16 protein-coding genes are annotated in these 13,492 nt (G+C 66.1%); 9 read left to right on the forward strand and 7 right to left on the reverse strand.

The window, feature by feature from the left end:
* Window positions 1-70 precede the first annotated feature (70 nt).
* From RTY13_RS13435 to RTY13_RS13455, 5 genes are all read left to right on the forward strand, one after another.
* Window positions 71-553: a PaaI family thioesterase gene (locus RTY13_RS13435; RefSeq protein ID WP_312784120.1), complete on the forward strand. Its 483-nt coding sequence runs from the start codon at window positions 71-73 to the stop codon at window positions 551-553.
* Entirely contained in the window at window positions 550-957 is a 408-nt protein-coding gene (locus RTY13_RS13440) for a PaaI family thioesterase (protein WP_312784122.1), read from the forward strand. Before RTY13_RS13435 ends, RTY13_RS13440 begins: the two co-directional genes overlap by 4 nt.
* Window positions 958-1,071: 114 nt before the next feature.
* The gene (locus tag RTY13_RS13445; protein ID WP_312784123.1) at window positions 1,072-1,419 is read left to right on the forward strand and encodes a hypothetical protein; all 348 of its coding nucleotides are present in this window, start codon (window positions 1,072-1,074) and stop codon (window positions 1,417-1,419) included.
* Between the two features lie 90 nt (window positions 1,420-1,509).
* Window positions 1,510-1,941 (forward strand): hypothetical protein, encoded by a 432-nt coding sequence (locus tag RTY13_RS13450; protein WP_312784124.1) that lies wholly within the window; start codon window positions 1,510-1,512, stop codon window positions 1,939-1,941.
* Between the two features lie 39 nt (window positions 1,942-1,980).
* Window positions 1,981-2,616, forward strand: a complete 636-nt coding sequence (locus RTY13_RS13455; protein WP_312784125.1) for a helix-turn-helix transcriptional regulator — start codon at window positions 1,981-1,983, stop codon at window positions 2,614-2,616.
* Between the two features lie 170 nt (window positions 2,617-2,786).
* Here RTY13_RS13455 and RTY13_RS13460 read toward each other — a convergent pair whose 3' ends face one another.
* The 5 genes from RTY13_RS13460 to RTY13_RS13480 all read right to left on the reverse strand — a co-directional run bounded on the left by RTY13_RS13460 (window position 2,787) and on the right by RTY13_RS13480 (window position 6,761).
* Window positions 2,787-3,266, reverse strand: a complete 480-nt coding sequence (locus RTY13_RS13460; protein ID WP_312784126.1) for an SH3 domain-containing protein — start codon at window positions 3,264-3,266, stop codon at window positions 2,787-2,789.
* Between the two features lie 90 nt (window positions 3,267-3,356).
* Window positions 3,357-3,737 carry a hypothetical protein gene (locus tag RTY13_RS13465; protein WP_312784127.1) on the reverse strand — a complete coding sequence of 127 codons (381 nt, stop codon included), beginning with the start codon at window positions 3,735-3,737 and terminating at the stop codon, window positions 3,357-3,359.
* A 61-nt stretch (window positions 3,738-3,798) separates the two neighbouring features.
* Window positions 3,799-5,472 carry a lysine--tRNA ligase gene (locus tag RTY13_RS13470; protein WP_312784129.1) on the reverse strand — a complete coding sequence of 558 codons (1,674 nt, stop codon included), beginning with the start codon at window positions 5,470-5,472 and terminating at the stop codon, window positions 3,799-3,801.
* Between the two features lie 49 nt (window positions 5,473-5,521).
* A complete protein-coding gene (locus tag RTY13_RS13475) occupies window positions 5,522-5,980 on the reverse strand; it encodes a MaoC family dehydratase (protein WP_312784131.1) in 459 nt (152 codons plus the stop codon).
* A gap of 25 nt (window positions 5,981-6,005) precedes the next feature.
* A complete protein-coding gene (locus RTY13_RS13480) occupies window positions 6,006-6,761 on the reverse strand; it encodes a hypothetical protein (RefSeq protein WP_312784133.1) in 756 nt (251 codons plus the stop codon).
* 101 nt (window positions 6,762-6,862) lie between these two features.
* On the opposite strand from RTY13_RS13480, the gene queA reads away from it, so the two are divergent.
* The 3 genes from queA to tgt are packed head-to-tail and all read left to right on the forward strand — an operon-like array spanning window position 6,863 to window position 9,554.
* The gene (queA, locus tag RTY13_RS13485) at window positions 6,863-7,954 is read left to right on the forward strand and encodes a tRNA preQ1(34) S-adenosylmethionine ribosyltransferase-isomerase QueA (protein ID WP_312784135.1); all 1,092 of its coding nucleotides are present in this window, start codon (window positions 6,863-6,865) and stop codon (window positions 7,952-7,954) included.
* A complete protein-coding gene (locus tag RTY13_RS13490; protein WP_312784136.1) occupies window positions 7,951-8,418 on the forward strand; it encodes a hypothetical protein in 468 nt (155 codons plus the stop codon). Before queA ends, RTY13_RS13490 begins: the two co-directional genes overlap by 4 nt.
* Window positions 8,419-8,441: 23 nt before the next feature.
* On the forward strand, window positions 8,442-9,554 hold the full coding sequence (gene tgt / locus RTY13_RS13495) for a tRNA guanosine(34) transglycosylase Tgt (protein ID WP_312784138.1): 1,113 nt from the start codon (window positions 8,442-8,444) through the stop codon (window positions 9,552-9,554).
* Here the strand turns inward: tgt and RTY13_RS13500 are convergent.
* Entirely contained in the window at window positions 9,551-10,123 is a 573-nt protein-coding gene (locus RTY13_RS13500; RefSeq protein WP_312784140.1) for a hypothetical protein, read from the reverse strand. The genes tgt and RTY13_RS13500 overlap by 4 nt on opposite strands.
* A 323-nt stretch (window positions 10,124-10,446) precedes the next feature.
* Here RTY13_RS13500 and RTY13_RS13505 point away from each other — a divergent pair, with 323 nt between their 5' ends.
* Window positions 10,447-11,769, forward strand: coding sequence for an integrase arm-type DNA-binding domain-containing protein (locus tag RTY13_RS13505; protein ID WP_312784142.1), 1,323 nt, complete (start codon window positions 10,447-10,449; stop codon window positions 11,767-11,769).
* Between the two features lie 88 nt (window positions 11,770-11,857).
* Here RTY13_RS13505 and RTY13_RS13510 read toward each other — a convergent pair whose 3' ends face one another.
* Window positions 11,858-13,396 carry a Fic family protein gene (locus RTY13_RS13510; protein WP_114818132.1) on the reverse strand — a complete coding sequence of 513 codons (1,539 nt, stop codon included), beginning with the start codon at window positions 13,394-13,396 and terminating at the stop codon, window positions 11,858-11,860.
* Between the last annotated feature and the right edge of the window lie 96 nt (window positions 13,397-13,492).

Below are 13,492 nucleotides of genomic sequence, written 5' to 3' on the forward strand. Positions count from 1 at the left end.
CGCGCCACCAAAGGCGGGCGCTGCGGTGATCTGAGCGACCGCAGGCGGCCCTTAGCCAAAGGACGTCTCGATGACGGATCAGTTCCTGACCACCTTGTTGCCGCAACTCGCTTCAGGCGCGGCCCACACCCACGCCCTGGGGTTCCGCTATGAAGGCCTGGAGGGCGACCGGGTGCGCCTGAGGGTTCCCTATCGCGACGACCTGGTCGGCGATCCCGAGACCGGCGTCCTGGCGGGTGGACTGGTCACCACCCTGCTGGACCATGTCGGCGGCCTGGCCGTCTGGGTCGGACTGAAGACCTACCAGCCCATCGCCACCCTGGACCTGCGCGTCGATTACATGCGCGCCGCGATCCCGGGTCGAGACCTGATCGCCGAGGCGCGTTGCTATCGGCTGACGCGCAGCATCGGCTTCGTTCGCGCCTGGGCCTTCGAGGATGACCCCGCCGATCCCGTCGCCGCCGCCCAGTCCGCCTATGTCATCAGCGCCGAGGGCGATCACCGCGCCGGCGCCAACCTGCGCGCCAAGTCCGGCGCCGGAGACGCCGCATGACCGCCCCGCTGCTGGACAACCTGCCCTACGCCCGATTCCTCGGCCTCAAGACGCAGTTGAACGGCGACGATCTGACCGTCGTCATGCCCTTCGCAGACCACCTGATCGGCAACCCCATGTTGCCGGCCCTTCATGGGGGTTCGACCGCCGCCCTGCTGGAGATGACCGCCGTCGCCCAGGTCTCGCTCAGCTATCCGCGCATGCGCCTGCCCCGCCCGATCAACGTCACCGTCGCCTATCTGCGCTCCGGGCGACCCAGCGACGTTTTCGCCCAGGCTCGGATCACCAAGGCCGGACGCCGGGTCGCCTATGTTTCAGCCGAGGCCTGGCAGCAGGGGCGGGACCAACCCATCGCCGCCCTGACCGCACATTTCCTGCTTGACCTTGACGATGACACAACCTGAGGACTCGCAATCTCGACCATAGGTTGAAACGTAACCTTTGGTAAATAAACCCCTATCAAACACCCTTAATACGCGTTAAGAAATGACGGTATTTCTTTATTGAGGGGTAAAGTCATGGACCGCACTGAAGTGATCGCTGGCGTCGCCGGCGAATTGTACGCCACCGAAAAAGCGGTGGATGACGCCATCACCCACGCCACCACCCTGGTTCAAGCCATGATCGGCGCGCGCGCCGCCCTGTCGATCTCGCCGGTGTCCGGCGCCGGTTCGCAGGCCAAGGCCGTCGAAGCCATCATGGCGCTCAGCACCGCCCGTGACGCCGTCGTCGCCTGCCACGCCGAGCTGCAGAAGGACCACCGTCGTCTCGGCTACGGCGTCTACGCCGCCGGCCCGGTCAACAAGCCAGACGAGTGGGATGACCGCCCGATGATCCGCAAGGCCGACCACCTGCGCGTCGCGTGAAATAAACGTAACCTAGAGGATCGGGCCTCCGGTTCTCGGTGATTTTGCGATATGTTCGCCCCCATTGTCGCATGACGATGGGGGCGATTCATGTTTGAGACGATTGCGGCCTATGTGGGCGCCGCCTTCATGGTCATCGTCGGCATGTTCGCCCTGCTCAAGGGCGGTGAGCCGGAGCGTATCGGTGCGGGCGCCTACCTCTTCGCCTGGTTCGCCTCCTTGCTGGTTCAGAGCAACGCTGGCCTAGGCGTGCAATGGGCGATGTTCGCCATCGACGTGGCGGTTCTTCTGGTCTTCATAGCCATGGTCTGGAAAGCGCCGCGGTCATGGCCGGTCTGGGCCTGCGCCATGCAACTGCTCACCGTAACCAGCCACATCATGCTGATGCTGAAACTGCCCACGCCGATCTCGGCCTTTTACACCGTCGTCAACATGACCGGCTATGGCATCATGGCGGCCATCGCCATCGGCACCTTCTGGGCCTGGCAGGAGCGCCGCGCCATCGGCGCTGACGCCGACTAGGTGGATATTCCTACTCCTTCCGTGTAGGCTTTCGGGACCATGCCCCTGTCTCACGCCAAGCTCTGGAAGGCTCTCGACGCCCTGGCCCGTCGTGAAGGCACGTCGCCGTCCGGGCTGGCCCGCCGCGCGGGTCTGGACGCCACCAGCTTCAACCCCTCCAAACGCTTCGGGCCAGGCGAGCCGCCCCGTCCCCGCTGGCCCTCGACCGAAAGCCTGACCCGAGTGCTGGAGGCGACGGGGATTTCTCTCGGCGCCTTCGCGGCCCTCGCAGACGACGCCCCGCCGGAGGACCGTTCCATCCCCCTGCTGGGTCTGGCCAAGGCGGGGGCTGACGGCTTCTTCGACGACGCCGGCCTGCCCCTGGCTGAGGGCTGGGACCAGACCGACTTGCCGACGCGCAAGGACAGCCTGATCAGCCTGACCATCGACGGGGATTCCATGACGCCCCTCTATCGCCCCGGCGATCGGGTGATCGTGGATCTGGAGGCGTCGGACGTGCGGCGCGGCGACCGGGTGGCGGTGCGGACCGCCGACGGCGAAACCCTGGCCAAGGAGATCGCGGCCATGAACGCGCGCGAAGTGACCCTGACCTCGATCAACTCCGCCTATCCGCCGCGCGCCCTGCCCCGCCGCGACATCCTGTGGATGGCCCGCATCCTCTGGGTCAGCCAGTAGCCGCGCTCATGTACGCCGGACGGCCGGTAGCGCACCAAGAATGTGCTCAAGTAGGCCGAAGGCCGGTAGCGCGCCAAGAATGTGCTCAAGTAGGCCGAAGGCCGGTAGCACCCAAAAAGAAAGAGCCGCCCCACCGGGGACGGCCCTTCCTCACTCAAGCTGTCAGTCGCCTAGTTGCGCGCGACATAGTGGGCGTTCACCCAGCCGCCGCCGGCGATCTGAACCCACTCGCCTTGCGAACCCACGGCGGTGAAGGGCTGGCCGGCCGACAGGCTGCCGGTCTGGCGATAGTTGGCGCCCGGACCCGTGCGGATGCGCAGGTTCGAGGTGGCGCGGTACGAGTTGGCGGCGGCCTGGTTGGCCGAACGCGCGCGCTGCTGGTTGCAGCCGATGTAGGAACCGGCGGCGGCGCCGGCGCCCGCGCCGACCACGGCGCCGAGGGCGCGCTCATTCTTGGACACCTGGCTGCCGGCCAGGCCGCCCAGGACGGCGCCGATCGCGGCGCCGGCGCGCTGACGGCCGCCGGGTGCATCACAGTTGGTGACGCCGTTGGCTTGCGGCATGGCGCTGGCGGTCATCGGCACGGCGGCCGAACCCAGGGCGGCGAACATAGCGGTGGCGGCCAGACCCGCCTTGAAGAACTTCGACATGTCTCTCTCCTGTCATCGAGTGTCGTGAGGAGACAATGCCCCGGCGAAGCTGAAGGCTCCCCCCGTCGCGCCGTTATATTCGGTTCATCTTTAGCGAGGCTGCGGACGAGCCGCGCGACGACGTTCAACCAGGCTGCGAGCCGCCGCGACATCGCGCACCACCAGATGCTTGCGCCGGACAAACTGGAAATCCATCACCTTGGCCCACAGGTGGAAGAAGGCGTCGGGCGTGACGAAGGCCGTCACCGCTTCGACAGCGGGCGGCGGTCCCCAGGCGGCGGACAGCTTGGCCAGATGCTCGTGGCTGGCGTCGTCGGGCAGAGGATCGCCCAGAGCGATCCAGTCCCAGGCGCAAAGCTCCGGCCTCTGCGCGATCAGACTCATTACCGTCGCCAGAACCTCGTCCGCAGAGCGGACGGACGCCATGTCGAACTGGAGGATCTTCGCCTCCTCGTCGATCTCGTAATGCACCGCAGTCCTTCCTCTAGAGGATGCCCGGCTCGCAAATGGCGCCCGCTTCCGCCTTCATTCGTCAGCCGCCGGCCAGTTCGCCGTTCGCCCCGGCTTCGATCAGGGCGATGGTCTGGGGCAGACCATAGATGGCCGCGAACGACCCGAAGCGCGGCCCCTGCGACGCGCCCAGAAGCACCTCGTAGAGCGCCTGGAACCAGGCCCGCAGCGGCTCGAACTCGTGCGCCTTGCCCACCGCATAGACCTCGCCCTGGATGATCTCGCCGTCGGTCGTGTCCGCCGGCAGGGCCTTCAGACGCATCGCCAGGTCCAGCAGCGCCGCCTTTTCCTTGTCGTCGGGCAGACGATAGGTCTTCGAGGGCTTCACGAAGTCCTCGTAGTAGTTCAGCGCATAGCCCATCAGACGGTCCAGCACCGGCTGGTTCTCGGGCGTGGCGTCCGGCAGGTATTTGGCGAAATAGGCCCACAGTTGGTCCTTGCTGGAGGCGTTGGCCACGCCGACCAGGTTCAGCAGCAGGGCGAAGGACACCGGCGAGGCGCTCTGCGGCGGCTGGCCCGAGTGGATGTGCCAGACGGCGTTGTCGATCTGCTTGGCCGGTTCCTGCGTCTTGAACTGCTCGATGAAGGACAGATAGTCGTCCGTCGCGCGCGGAATGACGTTGAAGTGCAGGCTCTTGGCCGACTTCGGCGACTGGAACATGTACCAGCTCAGGCTCTCGGGCGTGCCGTAGCGCAGCCACTCCTCCATCGTCAGGCCGTTGCCCTTGGACTTGGAGATCTTCTTGCCCTCGACGTCGAGGAAGAGCTCGTAGTTGAAGCCTTCCGGCGGCGTACCGCCCAGGGCGCGACAGATCTTGCCGCTCTCGCGCACGCTCTCGATCAGGTCCTTGCCCGACATCTCGTAGTCGACGTCCAGCGCGGTCCAGCGCATGGCCCAGTCGGGCTTCCACTGCAGCTTCACATGGCCGCCGGTGACGGGGACCTCGGTGCGGCCGCCCGCCGGGTCATCAAAGACGATGGTCCCGCGCTCGACGTTGCGCTCCAGCGTCGGCACCTGCAGCACATGGCCGGTGATCGGGCTAACCGGCAGGAAGGGCGAATAGGTGGCGCGGCGCTCCTCGCCCAGGGTCGGCAGCATGATGCCCATGACCTTGTCGAAGCGCTCCAGCAGGGTCAGCAGGGTCGCGTCGAACCGGCCCGACCGATAGGTCTCGGTCGAGGACATGAACTCGTAGTCGAAGCCGAAGCTGTCGAGGAAGGCGCGCAAACGGGCGTTGTTGTGCGCGCCGAAGCTGTCATGCGTGCCGAACGGGTCGCGCACCCTGGTCAGCGGCAGGTGCAGGTCCTCGCGCAGCATCTCCGGATTCGGCACGCCCTCCGGCACCTTGCGCAGGCCGTCCATGTCGTCCGAGAAGGCGATCAGGCGCGTGCGCCAGTGATCGCCGGTCAGGGCGCGGAAGGCGTTGCGCACCATGGTCGTGCGCGCCACCTCGCCGAAGGTGCCCATGTGCGGCAGGCCCGACGGGCCGTAACCCGTCTCCAGGATCACCGGCCGGTTCAGCGCCTCAAAGGTGGCCAGAGCTTCGTCCGCCTTGCCCGCGTCGATCAGCAGTTTCGCGGCATCGCGCTCCGCGTCCGACAGCCGTTTCTTGAGCACGTGGGCCAGCAGATTGCGCGCTTGCTCAAACGGCCACGAACGGGCCTCACGGGACAGGGTTTCAAGGTTCTGAAGCATGAACGGGCTTTGCAGCCTTGAACGCCCGCGGTCAACCGCAGGGGGCGGATCAGAGCCTTGCTTCGGCGTTCCTCGGCAACTGCATCTGGTTCTCGAAGCTCATGGCCAGGTCGCCGTCCTGATTGGTGACCCATGTCTTGGTACGCACCACGCCCCGGTCGGGCTGGCTCTTCGACGGGCGGATGTCCATGATCTCGCGCCGGACCGTCAGGGTGTCGCCGGGCCGCACCGGCCGCACCCACCACAGGGCGTCGACGTTCATGCCCAGCAGCGGCGTCTGGCCGAAATAGGCCTCATCCACGAACTGACGCATCACGCGCGAGCAGACGTGCCAGCCGCTGGCGATCAGGCCGCCGAACCGCCCCGCCTCGGCCGCCGCCTTGTCCACATGCATGGGCTGGGGGTCGAACTGGGTCGCGAAGGCGATGATCTCGGCCTCCGTCATGGTGAAGGGCTCGCCCGTCCAGCTTTCGCCGACGCTCAGGTCGTCCAGATAGCGATCGGTCATGGGGTGCTCCTTGCACGACAGGGCGTCAGGCGACCGGAACCGCCTGACCTGACAGGGCCTCGTACAGGAAGCTCGCGACCGACCGCCAGAGCGGCGCGTCGTAAAACACTGCCTCCAGCGTCTGCTCGACGAAGATCGGCAGGCCCACCCACAGCCAGACCGTATGCACCCGCCCCTCGACCAGACGATCGCGCATCATGGCCGCGACCATCAGGGAATCGGCCGCCACCACGCCCAGCCAGAACTGCGGGTCCGGCACGCCGGGCAGCCAGTGCCGCAGCCGGAACCAGGCCGGCCACAACACGACGATGGTGGCCAGCAGCATCAGCCGCTTGTGAACCGCACCGCGCCCTCGAAACGCCGCCCAGGCTCCCGCCATCACCAGACCGAGGAAGATCGCCATCGAGGTCAGTACACCCGGCAGGTTGGAGACCGCCCCCGGCCCGCCCCCCGACACCAGGTCGCGCTCGACCGCCAGAAGCGCGACCGGAACCGCCGTGATGGCCGTCGCAGCGGCCAGAGCCAGCCCTAGAAAGCCGGTTCGCACATGGATGTCATAACGTTCGGCCCGGATCAGGCTGGGCTGCAGCACGAACAGCAGCACCCAGCCAAAGGCCAGGGCGCCGTGCAGGTGAACCACCGCCGCTGCCTGGAAGTCGCCTTGCGCCATCGGGGCCACATAGGTCCGCGAAAAACCCAGCAGCACCACCGCCAGCCCGGTCAGGGCCATGCCGACATAGAAACCGCCGCTCTGGGCGGCGCCGGTCCTCACGCGCGCCATGCGCTCTCCCCTGCCTTCACGCCGAACGACGATAGCAGAAAACCCGCCGTCGGCAGCCCGCCCTTGACCCACCGGCGCGGGCATGGCCTTTGCCCCACCTCATGCTGACCTCAGATTTCGACTTCGACCTGCCCGATGACTGCATCGCGCTGCGCCCCGCCGAGCCGCGCGATTCCGCGCGCCTGCTGGTGGTCAGGGACGGCGCCCTAGACGACCGGATCATCCGCGACCTGCCGGACTTCCTGCAGCCCGGCGACGCCCTGGTGTTCAACGACACGCGGGTGATCCCGGCGCGCCTGTCGGGCGTGCGTCAGAGAGTCGGGCCGGAGGGCGAAACCCTGACCGTCGAGGTCGAGGCCACCCTGCATCACCGCGACGCCCCCGACGTCTGGTCCGCCTTCATGAAGCCGGGCAAGCGGCTGAAGGTCGGCGACCGGGTGCGCTTCGGGCGACAGTCTGACGGCGCCTGCGAACTGGGCCGCCTCGACGCCGTCATCGAGGCCAAGAACGAAGACGGCCTCATCACCCTGCGCTTTGACCTGGCCGGGCCGGCGCTGGACGACGCCATTCGCGACGTCGGGGTCATGCCCCTGCCCCCCTATATCGCGGCCAAACGGCCCGAGGACGACCGCGACCTCAAGGACTATCAAACCGTCTTCGCCACCTATGACGGCTCGGTCGCCGCGCCCACGGCCGGCCTGCACTTCACCCCGGCCCTGCTGGAGGCGATCCGGGCGCGCGGCGTCAGCACCCACGCCGTGACCCTGCACGTCGGCGCCGGCACCTTCCTGCCGGTCAAGGCCGATGACACCGCCGACCACAAGATGCACTCCGAGTGGGGCGAGGTCTCGCCCGAGACCGCCGCCGCCCTGAACGCCGTCCGCGCCGCCGGCGGCCGCATCGTCTGCGTCGGCACCACCTCGCTTCGTCTGCTGGAAAGCGCCACGACCGAGGACGGCGTGATCCAGCCCTTCCACGGCGACACCGCCATCTTCATCACGCCCGGCTACCGCTTCCGCGCCTGCGACGTGCTGATGACCAACTTCCACCTGCCGAAATCGACCCTGTTCATGCTGGTCAGCGCCTTCGCCGGGTTGGAGACCATGCGCGCCGCCTACGCCCACGCCATCGACAGCGGCTATCGCTTCTATTCTTATGGCGACGGGAGCCTGCTGTTCAGGAAGGACGCATGACCGAGGACCTGCCCGACGATTTCGCCGCATCCCTGGACATCCTCGCCTCGGCGGCGAGCGAGCTTCAGGACCCGTGGTGGATCTTCGGCGGCGCGGCCATGGTCCTGTGGGGCCTGCGCGACTGGCGTGCCCCTGACATCGACATCCTGTGCACCCCCCGCGACGCCCGCCGCCTGATCGAGGCCCTGCACGGCGAAGTCACGCCCGATCCCGGCGAGGGCCTGTTCCGATCGCAGGTCTTCGGCCAGATACTGACCACGCCGGTGCCGCTGGACGTCATGGCCAATATGGATGTGCGGGCTGGCGGCGACTGGACGCCCGTCACCTTCTCGACCCGCGTGCCGATCGTGCTGGAGGACTTCACCGTCTTCACCCCCTCGATCAACGAGCAGATCGAGACCTGCCGCCTGTTCGGCCGCCCCAAGGACCTGCAGCGCGCCGAAATGCTGGAAAGCCTGCTCTAGCCTGCCTCTCCCCGGAGTTTTTAGTGCCCTTCCCGTTTGAAATTTCCGCCACCGAAGGTCGCGCCCGCACCGGCGTGCTGAAGACCCCGCGCGGCGACATCCGCACCCCCGCCTTCATGCCGGTCGGCACCGCCGCCACGGTCAAGGCGATGACGGTGGATCAGGTCAAGCAGACCGGCGCGGACATCATCCTGGGCAACACCTATCACCTGATGCTGCGCCCCGGGCCGGAGCGGATGGAGCGCCTGGGCGGCCTTCACAACTTCATGCGCTGGGACAAGCCGATCCTGACGGACTCCGGCGGTTTTCAGGTCATGAGCCTGTCGGGCATTTCCAAGCTGACCGAGGAGGCCGTGACCTTCTCCAGCCACATCGACGGCTCCAAACACGTCCTGACGCCGGAGCGCTCGATCCAGATCCAGGCCGACCGCCTGGGCTCCGACATCGTCATGCAGCTGGACGAATGCGTTGCCTGGCCCGCCGAGGAAAAACGCGCCCGTCAGGGCATGGAGCTGTCGGCCCGCTGGGCGCTGCGGTCCAAGAACGCCTTCGGCACGCGCGATGCGCAGGCCCTGTTCGGCATCCAGCAAGGCTCGACCTATGAGAACCTGCGCCGCGAATCCTCGGAGCGTCTGCAAGAGATCGGCTTCGACGGCTACGCCATTGGCGGCCTGGCCGTCGGCGAGGGCCATGAGGCCATGTGCGAGGTTCTGGACTTCGCCCCCGAGTTCCTGCCGAAAGACCGCCCTCGCTATCTGATGGGCGTGGGCAAGCCGATCGACCTGGTCGAGGGGGTCTGGCGCGGCGTCGACATGTTCGACTGCGTCCTGCCGACCCGCGCCGGTCGTCACGGTCAGGCCTGGACCTGGGACGGGCCGATCAACATCAAGAACGCCCGCTTGGCCGAGGATCAGGACCCGCTGGACATGGGCGTGCCCTGCCCCGCCTCCAACGACTATTCAAAGGCTTACCTGCACCACCTGATCCGCGCCGACGAGATTCTCGGCAAGATCCTGCTGAGCTGGCACAACATCGCCTTCTTCCAGGCCCTGACCGCCGCCATGCGCGACGCCATCAGCGAAGGCCGATTCGAGCAGTTCCGGCGCGACTTCCGCGCCCGGCACCTGAAGGCCTAGCCGCCCGTTCGACTGCGGGTCGGGCGCGGGACGAACCCCGCCGGGGCCGCCGGCGGGGCGCAGTTGCGCTGCATCCCCACGCCCTTGAGGAAAGATCGACGGCGCAGCCCCGCCTGGATGGCCGATTGCACATGCTTGCTGTGGGCGTCCGCGCCGCTCAGGCGACGGACCCAGCTGCGTGCCGGGATGAAATCGGTCACGGCCCCGCGCACCGCATCTAGCGTCGCGCCCGCCGCCGCGTCCGCCGCCCGCTCGCTCATGTAGGACCCGTCCTGCGACGGCGGCGCGTCGGTGTCCGGCCCCAGGGCCTCGTCCAGACGCGCGATCTCGGCGGCGATGGTGCGGCAGTGGTTCAGGTTGCGCAGGTCATAAGGATTGCTCTCCGCCTGCAGCAGGACGGTCGGGATCAGTTGCCGACGCAGGTTCAGATCATCCAGAGGCGCCGTGACGGCGTCGCCCAAACCGGCGCTGACCTGTTCTGCGCCGCCGCGCGCGGACGCGCCGGCGTTGCAGCCGGCAAGCGCCAGGGACAGAGACAGAGCGGGCAGAAGGACATGGGTATTGCGCATGGCGGCCTTAGATCACGGCAAAGCCGGATAAGCCAAGCCGTCGCCCCACGAACCGCTGTCGTCTCTGAATTAAAAGGGGAAGATGGTACGCCCCCTCGGGCTCGAACCGAGGACCCTCTGATTAAAAGTCAGACGAAATATTGATTTCATTGGGTTTCAGGCCATTTCACGATAATCCAGTACTCACTGTTTTTATTATCTTTTCTAATTCAGATGTCGTCAGGGGTGTTCAGGCTGCTTCTGCTTTCTGTGTCCCATATGTGTCCCAAACCGCTTTGGGACACAGACAAATCTGGCATACTCGTCGGATGCCCAAAGTCAGATTGACAGACAAGTTCGTCGCTTCGGTCGTCGCGCCGGCCAGGGCACGCATTGAGATCTATGATGAAAACCCACTTGGCGCGGGTCTCATGCTGAGAGTCAGCGAGACGGGGAGAAAAACCTGGGCGATCCGCTACCGGACGGAAGACGGCGACGAGCGCCGCTTCAGTCTGGGCCTCTACCCCGACCTTTCGCTCGCCGATGCCCGAAAACGCTGCGCTCAAGCTCGCCTTCAGGCCTTGGATGGGGTGGATCCCGCAGGAGAGAAGCGCCGCAAGAAGGTCGAGCGCCGCTCCCAGACCATCAAGACATTTCGGGACCTCAGCCTCGCCTATTTCGAGGCCACCGAGCGCGGCGAGTGGAAGCCGCGCGGAAAGCGCAAGCGGGCGTCCACGATCGCTGGCGAGAAATGGCTTTGGACCAAGCACATCGAGCCGGCCCTGGGGTCGCTTCGCCTTGAGGACGTCACTCCAGCCGCGATCAAGACGCTCCTGCGCGCGCTGATCACAAAGGGCCAGGACACGAGCTCCAATCGAGTCCGCGCCCAGATCCGTCAGATGTTCAACTACGCGATCCTCGAGGCCGAAGCCGTAACCGCGAACCCTGTCGCAAGAGTGCCGGCCCTGGGTGACGAGTCCCCTCGTGAACGCGTATTGCGCGATGCGGAGATCGGCGCGATCTGGCGAGCCTTGGATGACCCCACTGCGCTGACGTGCGCGAAAAGCGCACGTCGCAAGAACCTGCGCGTCTACGTCAGCCGTCCGGTCGGCATTGCGATCAAGCTGCTGCTGCTCACCCTGCAACGCCGCCACGAGGTCGCATGCATGACCCGAGCGGAGGTGGACCTCGAACAGGCGGTCTGGACCATACCGGGATCGAGAACCAAGAACGGCCGACCTACGCTGGTGCCGCTGTCGCCGGGGGCCGTGGCGCTCATTCGGGAGGCCATGACCCTCGTCAACGAACCCACGCAGTTTATCTTCCCTGCCCGCTGGGACCGTGAGAAATCCCTGACGCCCGCCGCATTGAGCCGCGCCCTGCGCGATGTGAGAAGCGCTCTTTCGTTGCCCGCCCTGACCCCGCATGACCTGAGACGCACGGCGGCGACCAGCATGGCGAGCGAACGGCTGCGGATCTCACCTTTCGTCATCGGTCGAATCCTCAATCACACGAGCGAAAAGGGCGGAGCCGCCGCCGTCACCCTGTCGACCTACGCCCTCTATGATTTCATGGTGGAGAAGCGATCAGCGCTGGCAGCATGGAGCGTGTTAGTCGGTGAGATAGTGGCCAAGCAGCCTCTGAATGCACCAAGCTCTCCTGGCTGAGACTTCGAGATGTGACGCGCTCGCGCAAGTCCCTCCCCCAACGAGCAGCCTGACCCGACGCCTTCAGGAATGATCGACCCGCAACCTATCATGCCGGAGCGGCGGGCGGCGTCTCTCCAATCAGACCTGCAAGAAAGTCGGCGAAGGGCCCAATGTTCTGATCGACGCTCGCCTGTTCCAGCGCGGCCATATAGGCCTGACGCCGTTGAACCGGGATGACGGTCCATGGATAGCCGCCCGAGGCGAACATCAGATTCATCAGAAACCGCCCCATCCGGCCGTTCCCGTCCAGATAGGGGTGAATATAGACGAAGATGAAATGACCCAGCACCACGCGCACGCTGGGCTCGGCCTCTTCATCGAGCAGTTCGAATAGCGTCCCCATGGCGTCTCTCACCGCATCAGGGTTCAGCGGCGTGTGGCGCGACCCGCGAATATAGACCGGCCCGTTGCGATAACCGGCGAGCGCGCCGGCAGGAATAAGCCCGGCCGTGACGCTCGGACCGAAGAGTTGGCGATACCAGCCTCTATGGTCCTCATCGGCGATGCGCCCGGCGTTCTGGCCCTCCAGCACCCGCGCGACGCTGGCTTTCACCGCCTGGAAGGCGTCATGGTAGCCCCTTGCCGCCAGAGCGTCGCGTTGCCGACGGTCTTCATCATTTGACTCGGGATTCCAGTCTCCGCGCCGCACCCGATCGATCAGGGCCGCATCGACCCGGTAGCCCTCGATCGAGAGCGAATGATAGGCGTCGGTGACGTAGAGGTCCTCCACCGCCTGGAGATAGTCCCTGGGGGCGACGGCTTGGTGGGCAGGCGCCGGAAAACGCGCGGGTATGTCGTCCCGCAAGGTTTGCCACATCAACCTGATCCGTCGGGAAGCCGGCGGCTCGTCACGGCGATAGACAAAGCCGGGCAATCGTCCGGCAAAGGGATCGGTCTCCCTGACATCATAGCCGGCGGCGCGCATGGTTTCGAGAATTTCGACGGCTTCGCCATCACGGCCGATATTTCGGCACGCGCCCGCGAGGCGACCGGCGATGACGGAATGCCCCCCGTTCAACAGCCTCTCAAGCACGGCGGAGAAATCGCGCTGGCCAGCCAGAACGGTCCTCATCTCCGTCGGATGGGTTGCGTAGACGCCGGGCCCAGCGGCGATGAGCGCCGCCTCCACCTTGTAGACCCGCAGGTTTCTCAGAACCGTCTGGTCCCGGTCCTGAGCCCCCGGCAAGCGGAGATCGTACACGCTTGAGCCGTGAATGAACTGCGTGACCTGACCGCGGCCACGTGGAGACCGGACCAGAAGCTGCTCAGGCACCCTCCACTGCTCTGCATGCAGCAGCAGGGATTGTTCCGGGGAAAGCGACCAGGCGTCTCCAAAGCGGTCTTCCAGATAGGCGCTGACGAAATCCCAGTAGGAGGCATACCAGGCGGTGGTTTCTCCAACAGTCTCGTCTGGACGAGCCGGAATGTACCAGCCGTTGATGACCGGGCGGATGAAACCCTGCCTGGTGAGACGTTCGCGCTGAACCCGCGTGAGATCCTGCGTGCGAATGACGGTTCGCCCCTGCTCCTGAAGCGCGTGCAGCGCCTCCAGGGCGTCAGCTAGCTTTTCCTGCGGCGTGGCCAAGGGGTCTGCGTCCTTCGTCCAAAACGTGCGCTTCGATCGCTGAATCAAGCTACGCGCTATTTTTCGCTTTTCATGCTGTATCAAATTTCGCTTTTA

Origin of the sequence: Brevundimonas sp. (genome assembly GCF_032055285.1) — a bacterium.
In the GTDB taxonomy this organism is placed as follows: Bacteria; Pseudomonadota; Alphaproteobacteria; order Caulobacterales; family Caulobacteraceae; genus Brevundimonas.